At 72.4% G+C, this 14,525-nt stretch carries 14 protein-coding genes and 1 tRNA gene; 10 read left to right on the top strand and 5 right to left on the bottom strand.

The window, feature by feature from the left end; translation table 11 throughout:
- Positions 1-9: 9 nt before the first annotated feature.
- Complete coding sequence (locus ACZ5C2_RS03985) at positions 10-2,100, bottom strand: MDR family MFS transporter (RefSeq protein ID WP_468786694.1); 2,091 nt, start codon at positions 2,098-2,100, stop codon at positions 10-12.
- A 159-nt stretch (positions 2,101-2,259) separates the two neighbouring features.
- Between ACZ5C2_RS03985 and ACZ5C2_RS03980 the strand changes: the two genes are divergently transcribed.
- Positions 2,260-3,426 (top strand): peptidoglycan-binding domain-containing protein, encoded by a 1,167-nt coding sequence (locus ACZ5C2_RS03980; RefSeq protein WP_468786253.1) that lies wholly within the window; start codon positions 2,260-2,262, stop codon positions 3,424-3,426.
- Between the two features lie 40 nt (positions 3,427-3,466).
- Here the strand turns inward: ACZ5C2_RS03980 and ACZ5C2_RS03975 are convergent, their stop codons facing one another.
- On the bottom strand, positions 3,467-4,129 hold the full coding sequence (locus tag ACZ5C2_RS03975) for an HAD-IA family hydrolase (RefSeq protein WP_468786692.1): 663 nt from the start codon (positions 4,127-4,129) through the stop codon (positions 3,467-3,469).
- A 253-nt stretch (positions 4,130-4,382) separates the two neighbouring features.
- A complete protein-coding gene (locus ACZ5C2_RS03970; protein ID WP_468786251.1) occupies positions 4,383-4,964 on the bottom strand; it encodes a TMEM165/GDT1 family protein in 582 nt (193 codons plus the stop codon).
- A gap of 404 nt (positions 4,965-5,368) precedes the next feature.
- On the opposite strand from ACZ5C2_RS03970, the gene ACZ5C2_RS03965 reads away from it, so the two are divergent.
- The 4 genes from ACZ5C2_RS03965 to ACZ5C2_RS03950 all read left to right on the top strand — a co-directional run bounded on the left by ACZ5C2_RS03965 (position 5,369) and on the right by ACZ5C2_RS03950 (position 9,464).
- Complete coding sequence (locus tag ACZ5C2_RS03965; RefSeq protein WP_468786250.1) at positions 5,369-6,013, top strand: HNH endonuclease family protein; 645 nt, start codon at positions 5,369-5,371, stop codon at positions 6,011-6,013.
- Positions 6,014-6,215: 202 nt separating this feature from the next.
- Positions 6,216-7,862 (top strand): alkaline phosphatase D family protein, encoded by a 1,647-nt coding sequence (locus ACZ5C2_RS03960; protein WP_468786248.1) that lies wholly within the window; start codon positions 6,216-6,218, stop codon positions 7,860-7,862.
- 251 nt (positions 7,863-8,113) lie between these two features.
- Positions 8,114-8,569 carry a DoxX family protein gene (locus tag ACZ5C2_RS03955; RefSeq protein WP_468786246.1) on the top strand — a complete coding sequence of 152 codons (456 nt, stop codon included), beginning with the start codon at positions 8,114-8,116 and terminating at the stop codon, positions 8,567-8,569.
- 286 nt (positions 8,570-8,855) lie between these two features.
- Entirely contained in the window at positions 8,856-9,464 is a 609-nt protein-coding gene (locus ACZ5C2_RS03950; RefSeq protein WP_468786244.1) for a DedA family protein, read from the top strand.
- Positions 9,465-9,630: 166 nt separating this feature from the next.
- Here the strand turns inward: ACZ5C2_RS03950 and ACZ5C2_RS03945 are convergent, their stop codons facing one another.
- A complete protein-coding gene (locus ACZ5C2_RS03945) occupies positions 9,631-9,861 on the bottom strand; it encodes a DUF2277 domain-containing protein (RefSeq protein ID WP_468786242.1) in 231 nt (76 codons plus the stop codon).
- A gap of 108 nt (positions 9,862-9,969) precedes the next feature.
- Between ACZ5C2_RS03945 and ACZ5C2_RS03940 the strand changes: the two genes are divergently transcribed.
- Positions 9,970-10,323, top strand: coding sequence for a hypothetical protein (locus ACZ5C2_RS03940; RefSeq protein ID WP_468786240.1), 354 nt, complete (start codon positions 9,970-9,972; stop codon positions 10,321-10,323).
- 66 nt (positions 10,324-10,389) lie between these two features.
- Here the strand turns inward: ACZ5C2_RS03940 and ACZ5C2_RS03935 are convergent.
- Positions 10,390-10,461: transfer RNA gene (locus ACZ5C2_RS03935), tRNA-Val, on the bottom strand.
- Positions 10,462-10,705: 244 nt separating this feature from the next.
- Here ACZ5C2_RS03935 and ACZ5C2_RS03930 point away from each other — a divergent pair.
- The 4 genes from ACZ5C2_RS03930 (at position 10,706) to ACZ5C2_RS03915 (ending at position 14,484) form a co-directional block, all read left to right on the top strand.
- Positions 10,706-11,506, top strand: coding sequence for a DUF4097 family beta strand repeat-containing protein (locus ACZ5C2_RS03930; RefSeq protein ID WP_468786239.1), 801 nt, complete (start codon positions 10,706-10,708; stop codon positions 11,504-11,506).
- A 74-nt stretch (positions 11,507-11,580) separates the two neighbouring features.
- Entirely contained in the window at positions 11,581-13,011 is a 1,431-nt protein-coding gene (locus tag ACZ5C2_RS03925) for a hypothetical protein (protein WP_468786237.1), read from the top strand.
- Between the two features lie 37 nt (positions 13,012-13,048).
- A complete protein-coding gene (locus tag ACZ5C2_RS03920; protein ID WP_468786235.1) occupies positions 13,049-13,267 on the top strand; it encodes an FmdB family zinc ribbon protein in 219 nt (72 codons plus the stop codon).
- A 428-nt stretch (positions 13,268-13,695) separates the two neighbouring features.
- Positions 13,696-14,484 carry a DedA family protein gene (locus tag ACZ5C2_RS03915; protein WP_468786233.1) on the top strand — a complete coding sequence of 263 codons (789 nt, stop codon included), beginning with the start codon at positions 13,696-13,698 and terminating at the stop codon, positions 14,482-14,484.
- Positions 14,485-14,525: the final 41 nt, after the last annotated feature.

Genomic DNA, 14,525 nt, shown 5'->3' with positions numbered 1-14,525 from the left:
GGCCCCGCGTCAGCCCGTCGGGGTCACCGCACGCTCGTCCTGCGGACGCTCCCCCCGGGAGCCGCACAGCTCGTCGTTCAGCTCGTGCACCAGCCGCACCAGGTCGGTCGGACGGTCCTGGCCCCACCAGTCGCCGAGCAGCTCGGCCAGGGACTCCTCACGGGCCCGCGCCAGCCGCTCGCTCACCTCGCGGCCCTCGTCGGTCAGCACCATGTCGACACCCCGGCGCACGGCGAGGTGCCGGATCTCGACCTGGCGGGTGGCCTCCAGGACGACGCTCAGCGGGACCGGGTTGTGCTCGGCGAGCCGGGCCGGTTCCACCGAGCCGTGCCGCCGGATCCGCAGCAGCAGCCAGCTCGCCGCGGGCAGCAGGTCGTAGCCCGCGCGATCGGTGATCTTCCGGTAGATCTCGCGCCGCCCCTCGCGGGTGCCGAGCACCGACAGCGCGCGGCACACCTCGTCGTACGAGGACCGTTCCACGGGGTTGCTGGCGAGGGTCTCGGTCACGTCGGGGGCGGTGACCGAGGCCCGCAGCCGGTCCTCCTTGAGGAACCAGGCCAGCGCGAAGCCGAGGAGGGCGACCGGTACGGCGTACAGGAAGACGTCGGTGATGGCGTTGGAGTAGGCGTCGAGCGCCGGCGGGCGCAGGGGCGGCGGCAGGGCGGCGATGCCGCGCGGGTCGGCCTCCAGCGTCTCGGCGGAGACTCCGGGCGGGAGTTGTGCGCCGCGCAGGGCGGCCGTGAGCTCGTCGCCGAGGCGGCCCGCGAAGACCGCGCCGAAGATGGCGACGCCGAACGAGGCTCCGATGGAGCGGAAGAAGGTCGCGCCGGAGGTGGCGACGCCGAGATCCTCGTAGGAGACGGCGTTCTGCACGATCAGCACGAGGACCTGCATCACCAGGCCGAGTCCGAGGCCGAAGACGAAGAAGAAGGTGCTCATCACCGCGGTGGAACTGTGCGCGTCGAGCTGGTGGAGCAGCAGCAGCCCGAGGGTGGTGACGGCGGTGCCCGCGATCGGGAACACCTTCCAGCGGCCGGTGCGGCTGACGATCTGACCGGAGCCGGTGGAGGACAGCAGCATGCCGGCCACCATCGGCAGCATGTGCACACCGGACAGGGTGGGCGTGATGCCGTGGACCACCTGGAGGAACGTCGGCAGATACGTCAGCGCGCCGAACATCGCGAAGCCGACGACGAAGCTGATCACGGCGGAGAGCGTGAAGGTGCGCACCCGGAACAGCTTCAGCGGCAGTACGGGCTCGGCGGCCCGGCGCTCCACGGACACGAAGGCGACGATGAGGACCGCGCCGAGCACCGCGAGCCCGATGATCTGCGGCGATCCCCAGCTCCACGTGATGCCGCCGAGGGAGGCGACCAGCACCAGGCAGGTGGCGACGGAGGCGATGAGGAACGTGCCGAGGTAGTCGATGACGTGCTTGGTCGACTTGCGCGGGATGTGCAGCACCGCCGCGATCACCGCGAGCGCGACGATGCCGACGGGCACGTTGACGTAGAACACCCAGCGCCAGCTCAGGTGTTCGGTGAACAGTCCGCCGAGCAGCGGTCCGAGCACGCTCGTCGCGCCGAACACCGCCCCGAACAGACCCTGGTACCGGCCGCGTTCGCGGGGTGGTACGAGGTCGCCGACGATCGCCATCGACAGCACGATCAGCCCGCCGCCGCCCAGCCCCTGGAGCGCGCGGAACCCGATCAGCTGCGGCATGTCCTGCGCGGCGCCGCACAGTGCGGATCCCACCAGGAAGATCACGATGGCGAGCTGGAAGAGACGCTTGCGTCCGTACTGGTCACCGAGCTTGCCCCACAGGGGGGTCGCGGCGGTGGAGGCCAGCAGATAGGCGGTGACCACCCAGGAGAGGTGCTCGAGACCGCCCAGGTCGCTGACGATGGTGGGCAGGGCGGTGGACACGATGGTCTGGTCGAGGGCGGCGAGCAGCAGACCGAGCAGCAGGGCGCCGATCGAGAAGAGGATGTTGCCGGACACGTGTTCCGGGCCACCGCCGCCGGAGGCCGGTGGGCCGGCGCGGGGTGCGGGCCGTGTGTCGCTCGCCTTCGGCGCCGTACCGTGCGCGTCGCCGGCCATGAAGACCTCCACAGGTTCTCGTTCCACGGTCCATCGTGATCGGTGTGACCTGTTATGGCCTGTTGAGTCCTGCCGGAAGGTCGCATTCCGGGGGCGCACGGAACGGCCTGTGAAGAAGATCTGCATAATCTCTGGAGTTCGTGAGGGGAGGGACGACACGTGGAACAGCCGAACGGAAACCCGTGCCCGGAGTGCGGTGCGCCCAGAAACAGCGACCACACGCCGTCCTGCGCCTGCACGCTGCGTGCGTCCGACGCCTTCCGCGACGCGCGCACGGCGGAGGCGGCGGCGGCGGAGGACTTCGATCCGCTGCGCATACGGCCGTATGTCGAACTGGACGGCAAGGGCGCGCGGAGTACGCCGGACGGGGCGGACGGGGCTGAGGAGGCGGCGACGGAGGGGACGGCCGGGGCGCCCGCGGTGTCCTCCGACGCACCCGCGTCGTCCACGGGTGAGCCCGCGCCGCCGCCCGTGCGGGAGCCCGGCGCCTCGGGGGCGCCCGACCAGACGACGCCGTTGCGCGCCGTCCCGCCGGAGGCGGCGCACGGCGCGGCGGACGCGGCGTCCCTGTTGCCGACGCCCCTGGCGCCGGCGACGGCGCGGCCGAGCGCCACGGACCTGAATTTGTTCGACACGACGCAGCCGATCGGGTCCGTGCCCGACGGGTCCGGCTCCTCCGGCCCGACCGGCTCGGAGGGCGACGGCGAGGCGCCGTCGGGCCGGCGTCGGCGTGGGGTGCTGTTGGCGGTCGCCGGGGCCGTCGTCATCGTGGTGGGGGCGGCCGGGTGGGCGAGCGGGGTGTTCTCCTACGAGACACCGTCCCGCAACGGCGCCGCGCCGGAGGAGGTGCGGGCGAGTGTTCCGGACCCGTCGTCCGCCTCACCGTCCGCGGGACCGACGGCCCGTGCGTCCTCCGCCGCGCCGACGTCGTCCTCCTCCCCGTCGGATTCTCCGTCCGCGAGCGCGAGCACGTCGGCCACGCCGTCGGCGTCCAGCGCCTCACCGACCCCGGCGGACCCGGCCGAGCCGTCACCGACCCCGACGGCCTCCACTGCCTCCGCGGGCTCTCCGGAGGACTCGGACGAGGACGCCGGCGACGACACCGCCCCGGTGCTGCGCCACGGCGACCGCGGCCCGGAGGTCACCGAACTCCAGCAGCGCCTGCACCAGCTGTACCTGTACAACGACGACATCAACGGCCAGTTCGACCGCCGCGTGGAAGAGGCCGTGCGCAACTACCAGTGGTCCCGCGGGATCCGCGAGCAACTGGGCGTGTACGGCCCGCAGACCCGCGCCCGGCTGGAATCGGAGACCCGGGAGCCGTAGGGGCGGGCGCATGGCGGACGGGGGCGGGGTGCGCGGCCGGCTACTGCGTGATGTGCAGGCGGATCGTGCCGTCCGGGGCGGCGTCCACACCTACCCGGGTCAGGTCGCGTACGACCACGTCGGGGGCGTGGAAGCCGGCGCGGGGGCCGATGCCCACGACGCGCATGCCGGCCGCGCGGCCCGCCGCGATGCCGGCGCCGGAGTCCTCGAAGACCACGCAGTCGGCCGGGTCGACGCCCAGTTCGGCCGCGCCCTTGAGGAAGCCCTCGGGGTCGGGCTTGCTCGCGCCGACGGATTCCGCCGTCACCCGGACGTGGGGCTGTGCCAGCCCCGCGGCGGCCATCCGTGCCGTCGACAGGGCGACGTCCGCGGAGGTGACGAGGGCGTGCGGCAGTCCCGTGAGGGAGGCGAGGAAGTCGCGGGCGCCCGGCACCTGGACGACGCCCTCGGTGTCGGCGGTCTCCTCGGCGAGCATGCGGGCGTTGTCGGCGTGGTTCTGCTCCATGGGGCGGTCGGGCAGCAGCAGGGCCATCGAGGCGTAGCCCTGGCGGCCGTGCACGACCTTCATGACCTCGTCACCGTCGAGCCCGTTCCGGTCGGCCCAGCGACGCCAGACGCGTTCGACGCAGGCGTCGGAGTTGACGAGGGTGCCGTCCATGTCCAGCAGGAGGGCGCGGGCGGTGAGTACGGCGGTGGCCGTCATCGGCAGCTCCAAGGCGCGGAGGGTGGAGGTAGGGGACCGGGCCCCGGGCGGACCCGGGAAGGACCCCTGACGGGCCCCCGGCCGGGACCCCCGGGCGGGGACAAGGCGGCCCCCGCCCGCCGGTCAGGGAAAACGGGCGGGAACCACTTTGTTCATCCACGGTACAAAAGAACCCCGGTCTTCCGCCACTGTCTTCGCCGGCCGTTCACCGACACTTCGGCCCGCCGTCGCTCCCGGCGGTCCGCGACGGACGTCAGCCGGTGACCGCCTCCCACAGGCTCCACACCCCGAGCGCCAACATCAGCATCGCCGCGATCCGCGTGATCAGCTTCAGCGGAACCCGCTTCATCAGCGCCTTTCCGCCGACGATACCGAGCCCGGCCACCGACCACAGGGCGAGCACCGCACCCAGGCCGACGGAGAGCGGGTCGTCATAGCGGGCGGCGAGGTTGGCCGTCATGATCTGCGTCAGATCACCGAACTCGGCGACGAGGATCAGCATGAAACCCGCCCCGGAGACCTTCCAGAAGCTCTGGTTCTCCGGCTTGCGGACCTCGTCCCCGTCCTCGTCCTTCTTGAACAGCAGCATCGCCGCGCCACCCAGGAAGAGCACGCCCGTGACCGCGTGCACGATCTGCTGCGGCAGCAGCGTGAGCACGCTGCCGGCCGCCACCGCGAGCGCGACATGCACCGCGAAGGCGGCGGCGACTCCGGCGAAGACGTAGGAGGCGCGGTAACGGGTGCCGAGGACGAGGCCGGCGAGGGCGGTCTTGTCCGGCAGTTCCGCGAGGAAGACGACGCCGAAGACGACGGCCGTCACGGTCAGGCTGATCAACGGTTCCTCAATCGGTCGGGGCTGCCCCACCGAGAGCGCTGTGTGATTCCACGGGACACCTCGGCACGGCAGCGCACGCGGCACCCGTGCCGTGAGGCACGGGCGGTGCACTGCTTGCCGAAGGTCTCGCCGGCCGGCCCCACCTCGTGAGGCCTGCCTCCGGGCGCCGGCTCAGGCGGGCTGAGCAGTATGTCGACGGTCCGGCGTAGGGCTACTCCCCTTCTGCGCCGTCCATGGTACGCGAGGCCCGCGCCGGCCTCGTACGCGGAAACTTCACACCTGAACCATAGACGTGTCATGCCCTTGTCATTAGCTTCTTACCGGATCCACCCCTCCCGGCAACGCGGCGTGGCGAGCATTCCCCTGCCCGCACGCCAACAGCCCCACCCCACAAGGGAGTTCGCATGACGAAGCTCTACGCGCGTCGACGGCTCAGCATAGCCGCGGCGCTCACCGGACTCATAGCCTCCGTCGGCCTGTTCAACGCCCCGGCCGCCTCCGCCGCCCTCCCCACCCCGGTCAGCGCCGCCACCGCCCGCAGCTACCTCGCCGCCCTGCCCGTGCGCACCGAGAACCGCGCCGGATACGACCGCGACCTGTTCCCGCACTGGATCACCGTCAGCGGCACCTGCAACACCCGCGAGACCATCCTCAAGCGCGACGGCACGAACGTCGTCACCAACTCCTCCTGCGCCGCCACCAGCGGCCGCTGGTACTCCCCGTACGACGGCGCCACCTGGTCCGCCGCCTCCGACGTCGACATCGACCACCTCATCCCGCTCGCCGAGGCCTGGGACTCCGGCGCCGGCTCCTGGACCACCTCACGGCGTCAGGCCTTCGCCAACGACCGGACCCGCCCGCAGCTCCTGGCCGTCACGGACAACGTCAACCAGTCCAAGGGCGACCAGGACCCCGCCACCTGGATGCCGTCGCGATCGGCCTATCGCTGCACGTACGTCCGGGCCTGGGTGCAGGTGAAGTACTACTACGACCTCTCGGTCGACTCGGCCGAGAAGTCCGCCCTCCAGGGGTACCTCGCGAACTGCTGAGGCCTCACGCACCGGCGAGGGCGGGGCCGGGGATCCCCGGGGTGCCTCGCGGAACGCCGGGGTGCCCCGTACACCGGAGCACCCCGTCCAGCGGGGCGCCCCGTTCATCGCCGGCGCGACCCGCGAACTGCCGGGTGCAGAAATCTCCCCAGTGACCTCCGTCGCTGCGTACCGTACGGGGGCGACGGAGGAAGGGGTCACCATGGCCGGACTGCGGCTCGGACCACTGCTGAGGTACGTCGACGGCTCGTCCGCGACCGTATGGGTCGAGACCGGCCGCCCGGGCACCGTCGAGGTGCGCTGCACGGACGGGACCGGCGGGAAGGCCGGCACCTTCCAGATCGCCGGACACCACTACGCGCTCGTCCAGGTCACCGGCCTCACCCCGGGCACGGCCACCCCGTACGAGGTCTTCCTCGACGACACCCGGGTGTGGCCGCTGCCCCAGGACCCCTTCCCGTCGTTCCCGCCCTCCGTGATCGCCACCCCGGGGCCCGGCGACCGGACGCGCATCACCTTCGGCTCCTGCCGCTGGGCCTCCCCGCCCACCGGAGAACCCGATCCCGTCGGCCCCGACGCCCTGGACGCCCTGGCCAAGCGCATCGCCGCGGACCCGGACGGTGAGCGGCCGGACGTCCTGCTGCTCCTCGGCGACCAGGTGTACGCGGACGAGACGTCCAACGCCACGCAGAAGTGGCTCGCCGGCCGCCGCGACCTGAAGGACCCGCCGGGCATCCAGGTGGCGGACTACGAGGAGTACACCCACCTCTACTACGAGTCCTGGCTGGACCCGCAGGTGCGCTGGCTGCTCTCCACCGTGCCCACCTGCATGATCTTCGACGACCACGACGTGATCGACGACTGGAACACCTCGGCTTCCTGGGTCGAGGACATGCGCGCCACGTCATGGTGGCGGGAGCGGGTGCTCAGCGGTCTGATGTCGTACTGGGTGCACCAGCACCTGGGCAACCTCTCCCCCGCCGCCCTTGAAGCCGATCCGCTGTACGCGTCCGTCCGGCAGAACCCCGACGGCACCGACGCGCTGCGCGCCTTCGCCTCCGAGGCCGAGGCGGACGCGACCGCCGTTCGCTGGAGCTACCGGCGCGACTTCGGCCGGGTGCGCCTGGTGATGGTGGACAGCCGCGCCGCCCGCGTCCTGGAGGAGGGGCGGCGCTCCATGCTCGACCGCACCGAGGCCGCCTGGCTGCGCGAACAGGCCCTCGAGGGTCGCGGCTCCTACGACCATCTGTTGATCGGTACGTCCCTGCCCTGGCTGCTGCCCCATCTGGTGCACGACGTCGAGGCGTGGAGTTCCGTACTGTGCCGGGGCGACAAGGGCCCGCGCTGGGCCCGGCTCGGGGAGAAACTGCGGCGTGCGGCGGACCTGGAGCACTGGTCGGCCTTCCCGGAGTCGTTCGGCGAACTGGCGGAGCTGATCGCCGAGGCCGGGACGGGACCGGACGCGCCGGCGACGGTGTGCGTCCTCTCCGGAGACGTCCACCACGCCTATGTCGCCGAGCCGAGCTGGCCGGGGCGTGCGGTGCCGGATGCCCGGGTGGTACAGCTGACCTGCTCCCCGGTGCACAACTCCATCCCGCAGACGATAAGGCTCGGCTTCCGTTTCGGGTGGAGCGCCGCCGCCCGGGGGCTCGGGCGGGTGTTCGCACGGCACGGCGGTCTGGACCGGCCGGCGGTGAGCTGGCGCAAGACGGGCGGGCCCTGGTTCGGCAACCAGCTCATGACACTGACCGCGCAGGGACGTTCGGCGGTGCTGCGGCTGGAGCACGCACAGCGGAAGGAGACCGCGGTACGGCTCAGGGCGGTGTCGGAGACCCGGCTGAGCCGGTGATGTCCGAAGGCACCTGTGAGGCGCCTGTGCATCAGGGTGGGTATTCGGTCATGCCGTGGGACATCGGTACGGGGCGGGGACCGTACTGACGTGCGACGGCGGGCGCTGGAGCTGCGGGACCGGGGCGATCCCGTGGCCGAATGTTGAACTTGCAAGTAAGAGTGAGGCGCTCCTAGCGTGGGAATTCGACTCGGTTCCGTCCCCCGGACCGGCCCTGTCCAGGGGCCGGCCTGACCGAAGGAGACACCCACATGACCGGACGGCTCAACAGCGCCCAGCCGTACGCGCTGGGCCTGTTCCGCATAGTCGTCGGCCTGCTCTTCGCCTGCCACGGCGCCGTGTCCCTGCTGGGCCTGCTCGGCGGCGTCGACGGCAACGGCGGCACCGTCGAGACCGGCGTCTGGCCGGGCTGGTACGCGGCCCTGATCGAACTCGTCGGCGGCTGCCTGGTCCTGCTCGGCCTCGGCACCCGGGCGGCGGCGTTCATCTCGTCCGGCGCGATGGCCTACGCCTACTTCAAGGTCCACCAGCCCGAGGCCCTGTGGCCGATCGAGAACAACGGCGAGAGCGCGGCCATGTACTGCTGGGCCATGCTCCTGCTGGTGTTCACCGGTTCCGGCGCCTTCGGTCTGGACCGCCTGTTCGCCAGGCGCTCGTCGTCCTCGGGCCACCGGGGGACGAGGGAGCAGACGCCGGTGACGGCCTGACCGTCGCCGTACGTCCCTGACCGTCGCCGTACGTCCCTGGCCGACCGCGGTGCCCTCCCTCCGACACGTCGGGGGTCGGAGGGAGAGCACCCCTCGTCGCAGCGGCGACGCGCCGCGACGGGAGGCGAAACTCCGGGGAACGGGCGCGCGAACCCCCCGTGACCTTTCCGTCACTTACCGGGCGTACGCTGTATGGCTGTCATCGGCCACACTTCTGCCACTCCTGCCGCCCCCTCCGCGACAGCTCGGCCGGATCTGGCCCGCGGGGGCGCTACGGGGAGTTCGGGTGGAGAGTCTGGGGTCGCTGGTCGGCAGCCCGTGGGTCTATGCGGTGGTGACCCTGTCGGTCCTGCTCGACGTGTTCCTCCCGGTCCTGCCCAGCGGGGTTCTGGTGATCACCGCGGCCACGGCCGCGGCGGCCGGTACGGCGACCGACGTGCCCGACATCCTGGTGCTGACGCTCTGCGCCGCCACCGCGTCCGTCATCGGTGACCTGGTGGCCTACCGCCTCGCCTGGCGCGGCGGCGCCCGGCTGGACCGGGCCATCGCCCGCTCCCGGCGACTGACCACGGCGCAGGAACGTCTCGGCGCGGCGCTGACCCGGGGAGGCGGCGCCCTGGTCGTCCTCGCCCGCTTCGCCCCGGCCGGGCGCTCGGTGGTCTCCCTCGGCGCCGGCGCCGCGCGCCACCGCGCCCGGGACTTCCTGCCCTGGTCCGCCCTGGCGGGGCTCTCCTGGGCCGGGTACAGCGTGGCCCTCGGCTACTTCGGTGCGCGGTGGCTGGGCGCGACCTGGCTGGCGACGGCGGTCTCGGTGGGCGCGCTGTTCGCCGCGGGCGCGGGAGCGGGCTTCCTGATGCGCCGACGGCCACATCCACAGCCGTCGGAGGCGTCGTAGGCTCCACGGGAACGCGACTACGGGCAGCCACGCGCGCCCAAGCCGGACGACCGCGCCCGCCCCACTGCGGGCAGTCGTGCCGCTGGGACGGCACGGGTGGGCGCAGCGGCACCCCGCCCAGCCCAACCACCCTCGGCACCGAGGGCACCGAAGCCCCCAGAGGGCCTTAGCCCGCCTGCCGCGCGGCGGCCCCGCGGATCTCCAGACCGTCCAGCAGCTCCGCCGTCGCCTCCGCGACGGCGTCCACCGCACGGTCGAACGCCTCGCGATTGTGCGCGGCCGGCGCACGGAAGCCGGACACCTTTCTCACGTACTGCAGGGCGGCGGCCCTGATCTCCTCCTCCGTGGCCTCCTCGGGCAGTACGGGCGGACGCAGGGTCTTGATACTCCGGCACATGCCTCCAGTCTGACGCGCGGGTCCCCCCTACGGCCACGAAGGAATGAATCCCGGCGGAGACCCATGAGTAACTCGCCACCCAAAATCGAACAGGCGTATCATTGCAGCGTGGCTGCGACCTATGACTTTCCGAGTGACCTCCTCGCCGGTCAGGAGGAACTGCATCAGGTCCGGGCCGAGTTGTCGGCCCTGCTGAAACGGCTTCCCTGGTCGGTCGAACCCCTCGACGGGTTCAGCGACGACAACGGCTGGCGCAAGATCGAGCGCCCTGCCTCACCCGGCTGGACCGAGGACGAGCAGGCCGAGGTCGAGAAGCTCAGACGACGGGAGCACGAGCTCGCGGTGTTCGTCAGCACCCACCGCTACTGGGCCGGAATCACCGGCTCCGACCGGATGCACGCCCGCTCCCGGCTGAAGCACACCCGCGAGGACATCGCGGAGGGCGCGCAGGAGTCCCCGTAGAGGACGGCAGGGGCCACGGAGAGGACGAAAGGCCCCCGGAGAAACTCCGGAGGCCCCGTGTCACGGTGGGCGCGGACGGTTTCGAACCGCCGACATCCTGCTTGTAAGGCAGGCGCTCTACCCCTGAGCTACGCACCCGAGGACCGGGCCACGTGCCCAGGTCGAGTCGATAGCCTACATGGCCCGGGGCGCGGTCCGGCAAACCCGTATCACGACCTCCCGCAGAGATCCGGGCGGCGGCCCTCGGGGTTCCCCCGGGGGATATCCCCACCTCCGATCCGGTAGTGGCCCGGATCCCCCGCCGGGCTCCGCGTCCGTACGGTCGAAGAGCGCTCGAACCACGTCCGTCGGGCGCCGCCGTCCGTCCCAGGGGGAGACCGTCATGACCCGCACGTCCCGCACCGCGCCCCGGACCGCCCGTACCGTGCGACCGCGTACGCTCGCCCTCGCCGGGGCCACCGTGGTGCTCGTCGCGAGCCTCGGCGCCTGCGGGTCGTCGGCCGCCGACGACGACGATCCCGACCGCCGCTCCTTCGACCTCCCGGGCAGCACCCTCACCATCGACTCCGACGAGTCCGCCCTCGAGATCGTCGCGGCGGACGACAACCCCCCGGGCCGGATCGAGGTCACCCGCTGGTTCCGGGGCACGGTCGTCATGGGCTCGGACGCGAAGGCCACCTGGTCCATGGACGGCGACCGGCTGGTGCTGCGGGAGAAGTGCTCGGGCCTCGTCGCCGACTGCTCGACCAAGCACCGCATCGAGGTGCCCCGCGGTGTGGCCGTCAAGGTCGAGGAGGAGGACGGCAGCGTGCGGGCCAAGGGCTTCCGCGACGCGCTGAGCATCCGTACGACGGACGGCTCGGTCCATGTCACCGACTCCACCGGGCCCCTTGACCTGCGCACCGGTGACGGATCCGTGCGCGCCGAGGTCTCCTCCCGCACGGTGCGCACCCACACCGGAGACGGCTCGGCCCGCCTCGAACTCGGCGTCGTACCGGACCTGGTGGAGTCCCGCAGCGGTGACGGTTCGCTGACCGTCGAGCTGCCCCGGGCCACCTACCGTGTGGACACCGAGACCGGTGACGGCGCCGAGGACGTGTCCGTGCCGCGCGACGACTCCAGCCCCCACAGGCTGACCGCCCGCACCGGCGACGGGAAACTCACCATCCGCACAGCGAACTGACGGGCCCGTGTGTTCGTCCTCCACCGGTGGGAGAATGGCACCGGGCAGGGCGAACGACAGTACGGGAGAGGGATGTGACGGCGACACCAGCGCGGCCGTACTCGCCGTCGGAGCCGCGCATGCCCCGCATGCGTCGCGCCGCACCTTCTCTCCCTCCGGGACGACGCCCCCGCCGGGTTCCAGGCCCGCTGCGGGACGCGCTCGCCCTCGTGGGGCTGCCCCTGGCCCTGGCGCTGGTGCTGCCCGCCGCGTTCGCCGGCGGCGGAACCCGGCGCTGGTTCGGCGGGCGGGCCGAGAACCAGCGGGCTGAGGCCCAGGCCGCGAAGGACGCGGCGGCGGCCGCGTTCTACGAACTCGACACCGCCCAGCGCGATCTGCGGATCTCCATAGAAACGATCACCGCCGTCGACGCCTCCCCCGCCGCCCGCCGCGCGGTGTCCGACTTCGAGGCGCTGGGCCGGCGAATCGACGAAGCCAGTCACCAGTACATCAACGCCGTCGACGCCCATGACCTGGACCGGGACGATCTGGAGGCGTCCGCGGCCTCCCGGGCCCGCGCCGAGCTGACAGCCGCCGAGGAGGAGCTCGGGCGGGTCAAGCAGGAGCTGGACCGGTTCACCGACGGTCTCGGCTCCCTCCTCGACAAGGCCGAGACCCAGCTGGCCCGGCTCGCGCCGGCTGTCGAACGGGCCCGGCAGGCGCTGCTCGCCGCCTCGAACGCCCTCGACACCGCGCGCGGCTCGGGGCTCAAGGCCGACGACCTCGCCGCCCGGCTCGCCGCGCTCTCCCCGGAACTCACCAAACTGAACCAGGGCGCGGGGCAGCACGGCGTGCCGGAGACCCTGGAGCGGGCCGAACGCGTCACGCGTGAGGCCGAGGCCGTACGCGTGGAGGCCGAACGGCTACCGGAGCGCGCCGCCGAGATCGATCACCGGCTGGTCTCCCTGCGCACCCGCGCCCAGGCCCTCACCACCCGCTCCGGGCAGGTCGAACCGGTACTCAGCGAGCTGCGCCGCCGCTTCACCGTCGCCTGCTGGCAGGACCTGCAGAACGTCCCCGAGGTCGCCTCGGAGAACGTGAGCCAGGCCGAGAGCAGGCTCGCCGAGGCCAGGACCGCCCGGGAGGAGCAGCGCTGGGCGGACGCGACCGCACTGCTGTCCACCGCACGGGCGCTGCTGAACACGACCGACGAGGCCGTGTCGGCCGCCGGTGACCGGCTGCGGCGGCTGAACGCCGTACAGAAGGATCCCGAACAGGAGATCGAGAGGACCCGGTTCGCCATCCGGGACGCCCAGCGCCTCGCCATGGCCGGCCGCAACACCCCCGACCCACGCCATGCCCGCCCGCTGGACGACGCCGTGGCCCGGCTGGAGCGGGCCGTCACCGGTCTGGAGGGGCGCCATCCCGACTACTGGCACTTCCTGACGGAGACGGAGGCGGTACGGGCGGCGGCGGGCCGGGTGGTGGCGCAGATCCGTGAGGAACGGGGCGGCGGCACCCAGTGACCGGCACGGCGGGGGCCGACCCGGTTAACCTGTGCCCATGCCTCGCTACGAATACCGCTGCCGGACCTGCGGCGACACCTTCGAACTGAGCCGCCCCATGGCGGAGTCCTCCGCCCCCACGGCCTGCCCGGAGGGCCACGACGACACGGTCAAGCTCCTCTCCACCGTCGCGGTGGCCGGTACCGCCGCGGCCCCGGCGCCCCGCGCGGGCGGTGGCGGTGGCGGCGGCTGCTGCGGTGGCGGCTGCTGCGGCTGATCCCCGGCGAAGGCCACGGCACCGGGCGTCGGCCGCCGCAGCCGATCGCCACCGGGAGCATCACCACCGCGCCCAGTACACCCAGGGTCCAGCGGCAGGCCAGGTATCCCAGGGCCTGCGTGTCCTCGTACGCGGGCGAGGTGTGCGCTCCCAGCCATGTCCGCAGGCGGGTGCGGTCCAGTTCCGTCAGTCTTCGCGCGCCCGTGAGGACCGGGCGGAGCACGGTGCGACGGCCGCGGCGGCGCCCCACATCAGCCCCACCGCGCACCGCGTCACGCGCCGCACCATGTCTCGCATGATCGCGAGGCTAGCCGGACACGGCATACGGGCACACTGCGGAGAACCACCATCGCGGCTGCGGAGTACCGCAGCGCATCGTGCGGCTCTCCTCAGCTTTCCTTCAGCTCCCGTTCCCTAGCGTGGCAGGCATGACAGCCATCGCAGCGCACACGATCACCGCGGCCACGGACGGGAGTGCCGGACCGCAGTGGGTGAACGACCTCATGGACGCCATGGGCGCCCCCGGGGCCGGCCTCGCCATCGCGCTGGAGAACCTCTTCCCTCCCCTACCCAGTGAGGTGATCCTGCCGCTGGCGGGGTTCGCCGCGAGCAGTGGGCGGATGAGCCTGCTCGCCGTGCTGTTGTGGACCACCGCCGGCTCGGTGATCGGCGCGCTCGCCCTGTACGGGGTGGGCGCGCTGCTCGGCCGGGAGCGGACGCTGGCGATAGCGGGGCGGCTGCCGCTGGTGAAGGTCGCGGACGTCGAGAAGACGGAGGCGTGGTTCCTGCGGCACGGACCGAAGGCGGTGTTCTTCGGCCGGATGATTCCGATCTTCCGCAGTCTCATATCGGTGCCGGCCGGCGTGGAGCGCATGCGGCTGCCGCTGTTCCTCGGCCTGACCACGTTGGGCAGCGCGATCTGGAACACCGTGTTCGTGCTCGCGGGGTATGCGCTGGGGGACAACTGGGAGCAGGTGTCGACCGTCGCCTCGACGTACTCGAAGGTGGTCCTCGGCGTGGCCGCGCTGGCGTTGCCGGCGTTCGTGCTCCTGCGGCTGCTGCGCTCGGGTGACGGCCGCCGGCGGCGGGACGGGCGGGCGGACGCGGATCACATGCGTCCGTCGCACCCCACCACCGGTGCCGATCGCGTCGGCGGAAGCGTGCCCGCCCACAGGTTCGACCCTGCCGACACGATGAGCCCGCGACGCCACCGCTGACGTCCCGGCCGCCCGGCCGCCCGGCCTCTCGGTCGCGCGGT

This window comes from Streptomyces sp. NPDC031365 (assembly GCF_055569765.1).
The sequence above is the reverse complement of the archived record's forward strand: the minus strand, read 5'-3'. Positions and strand labels throughout refer to the sequence as shown.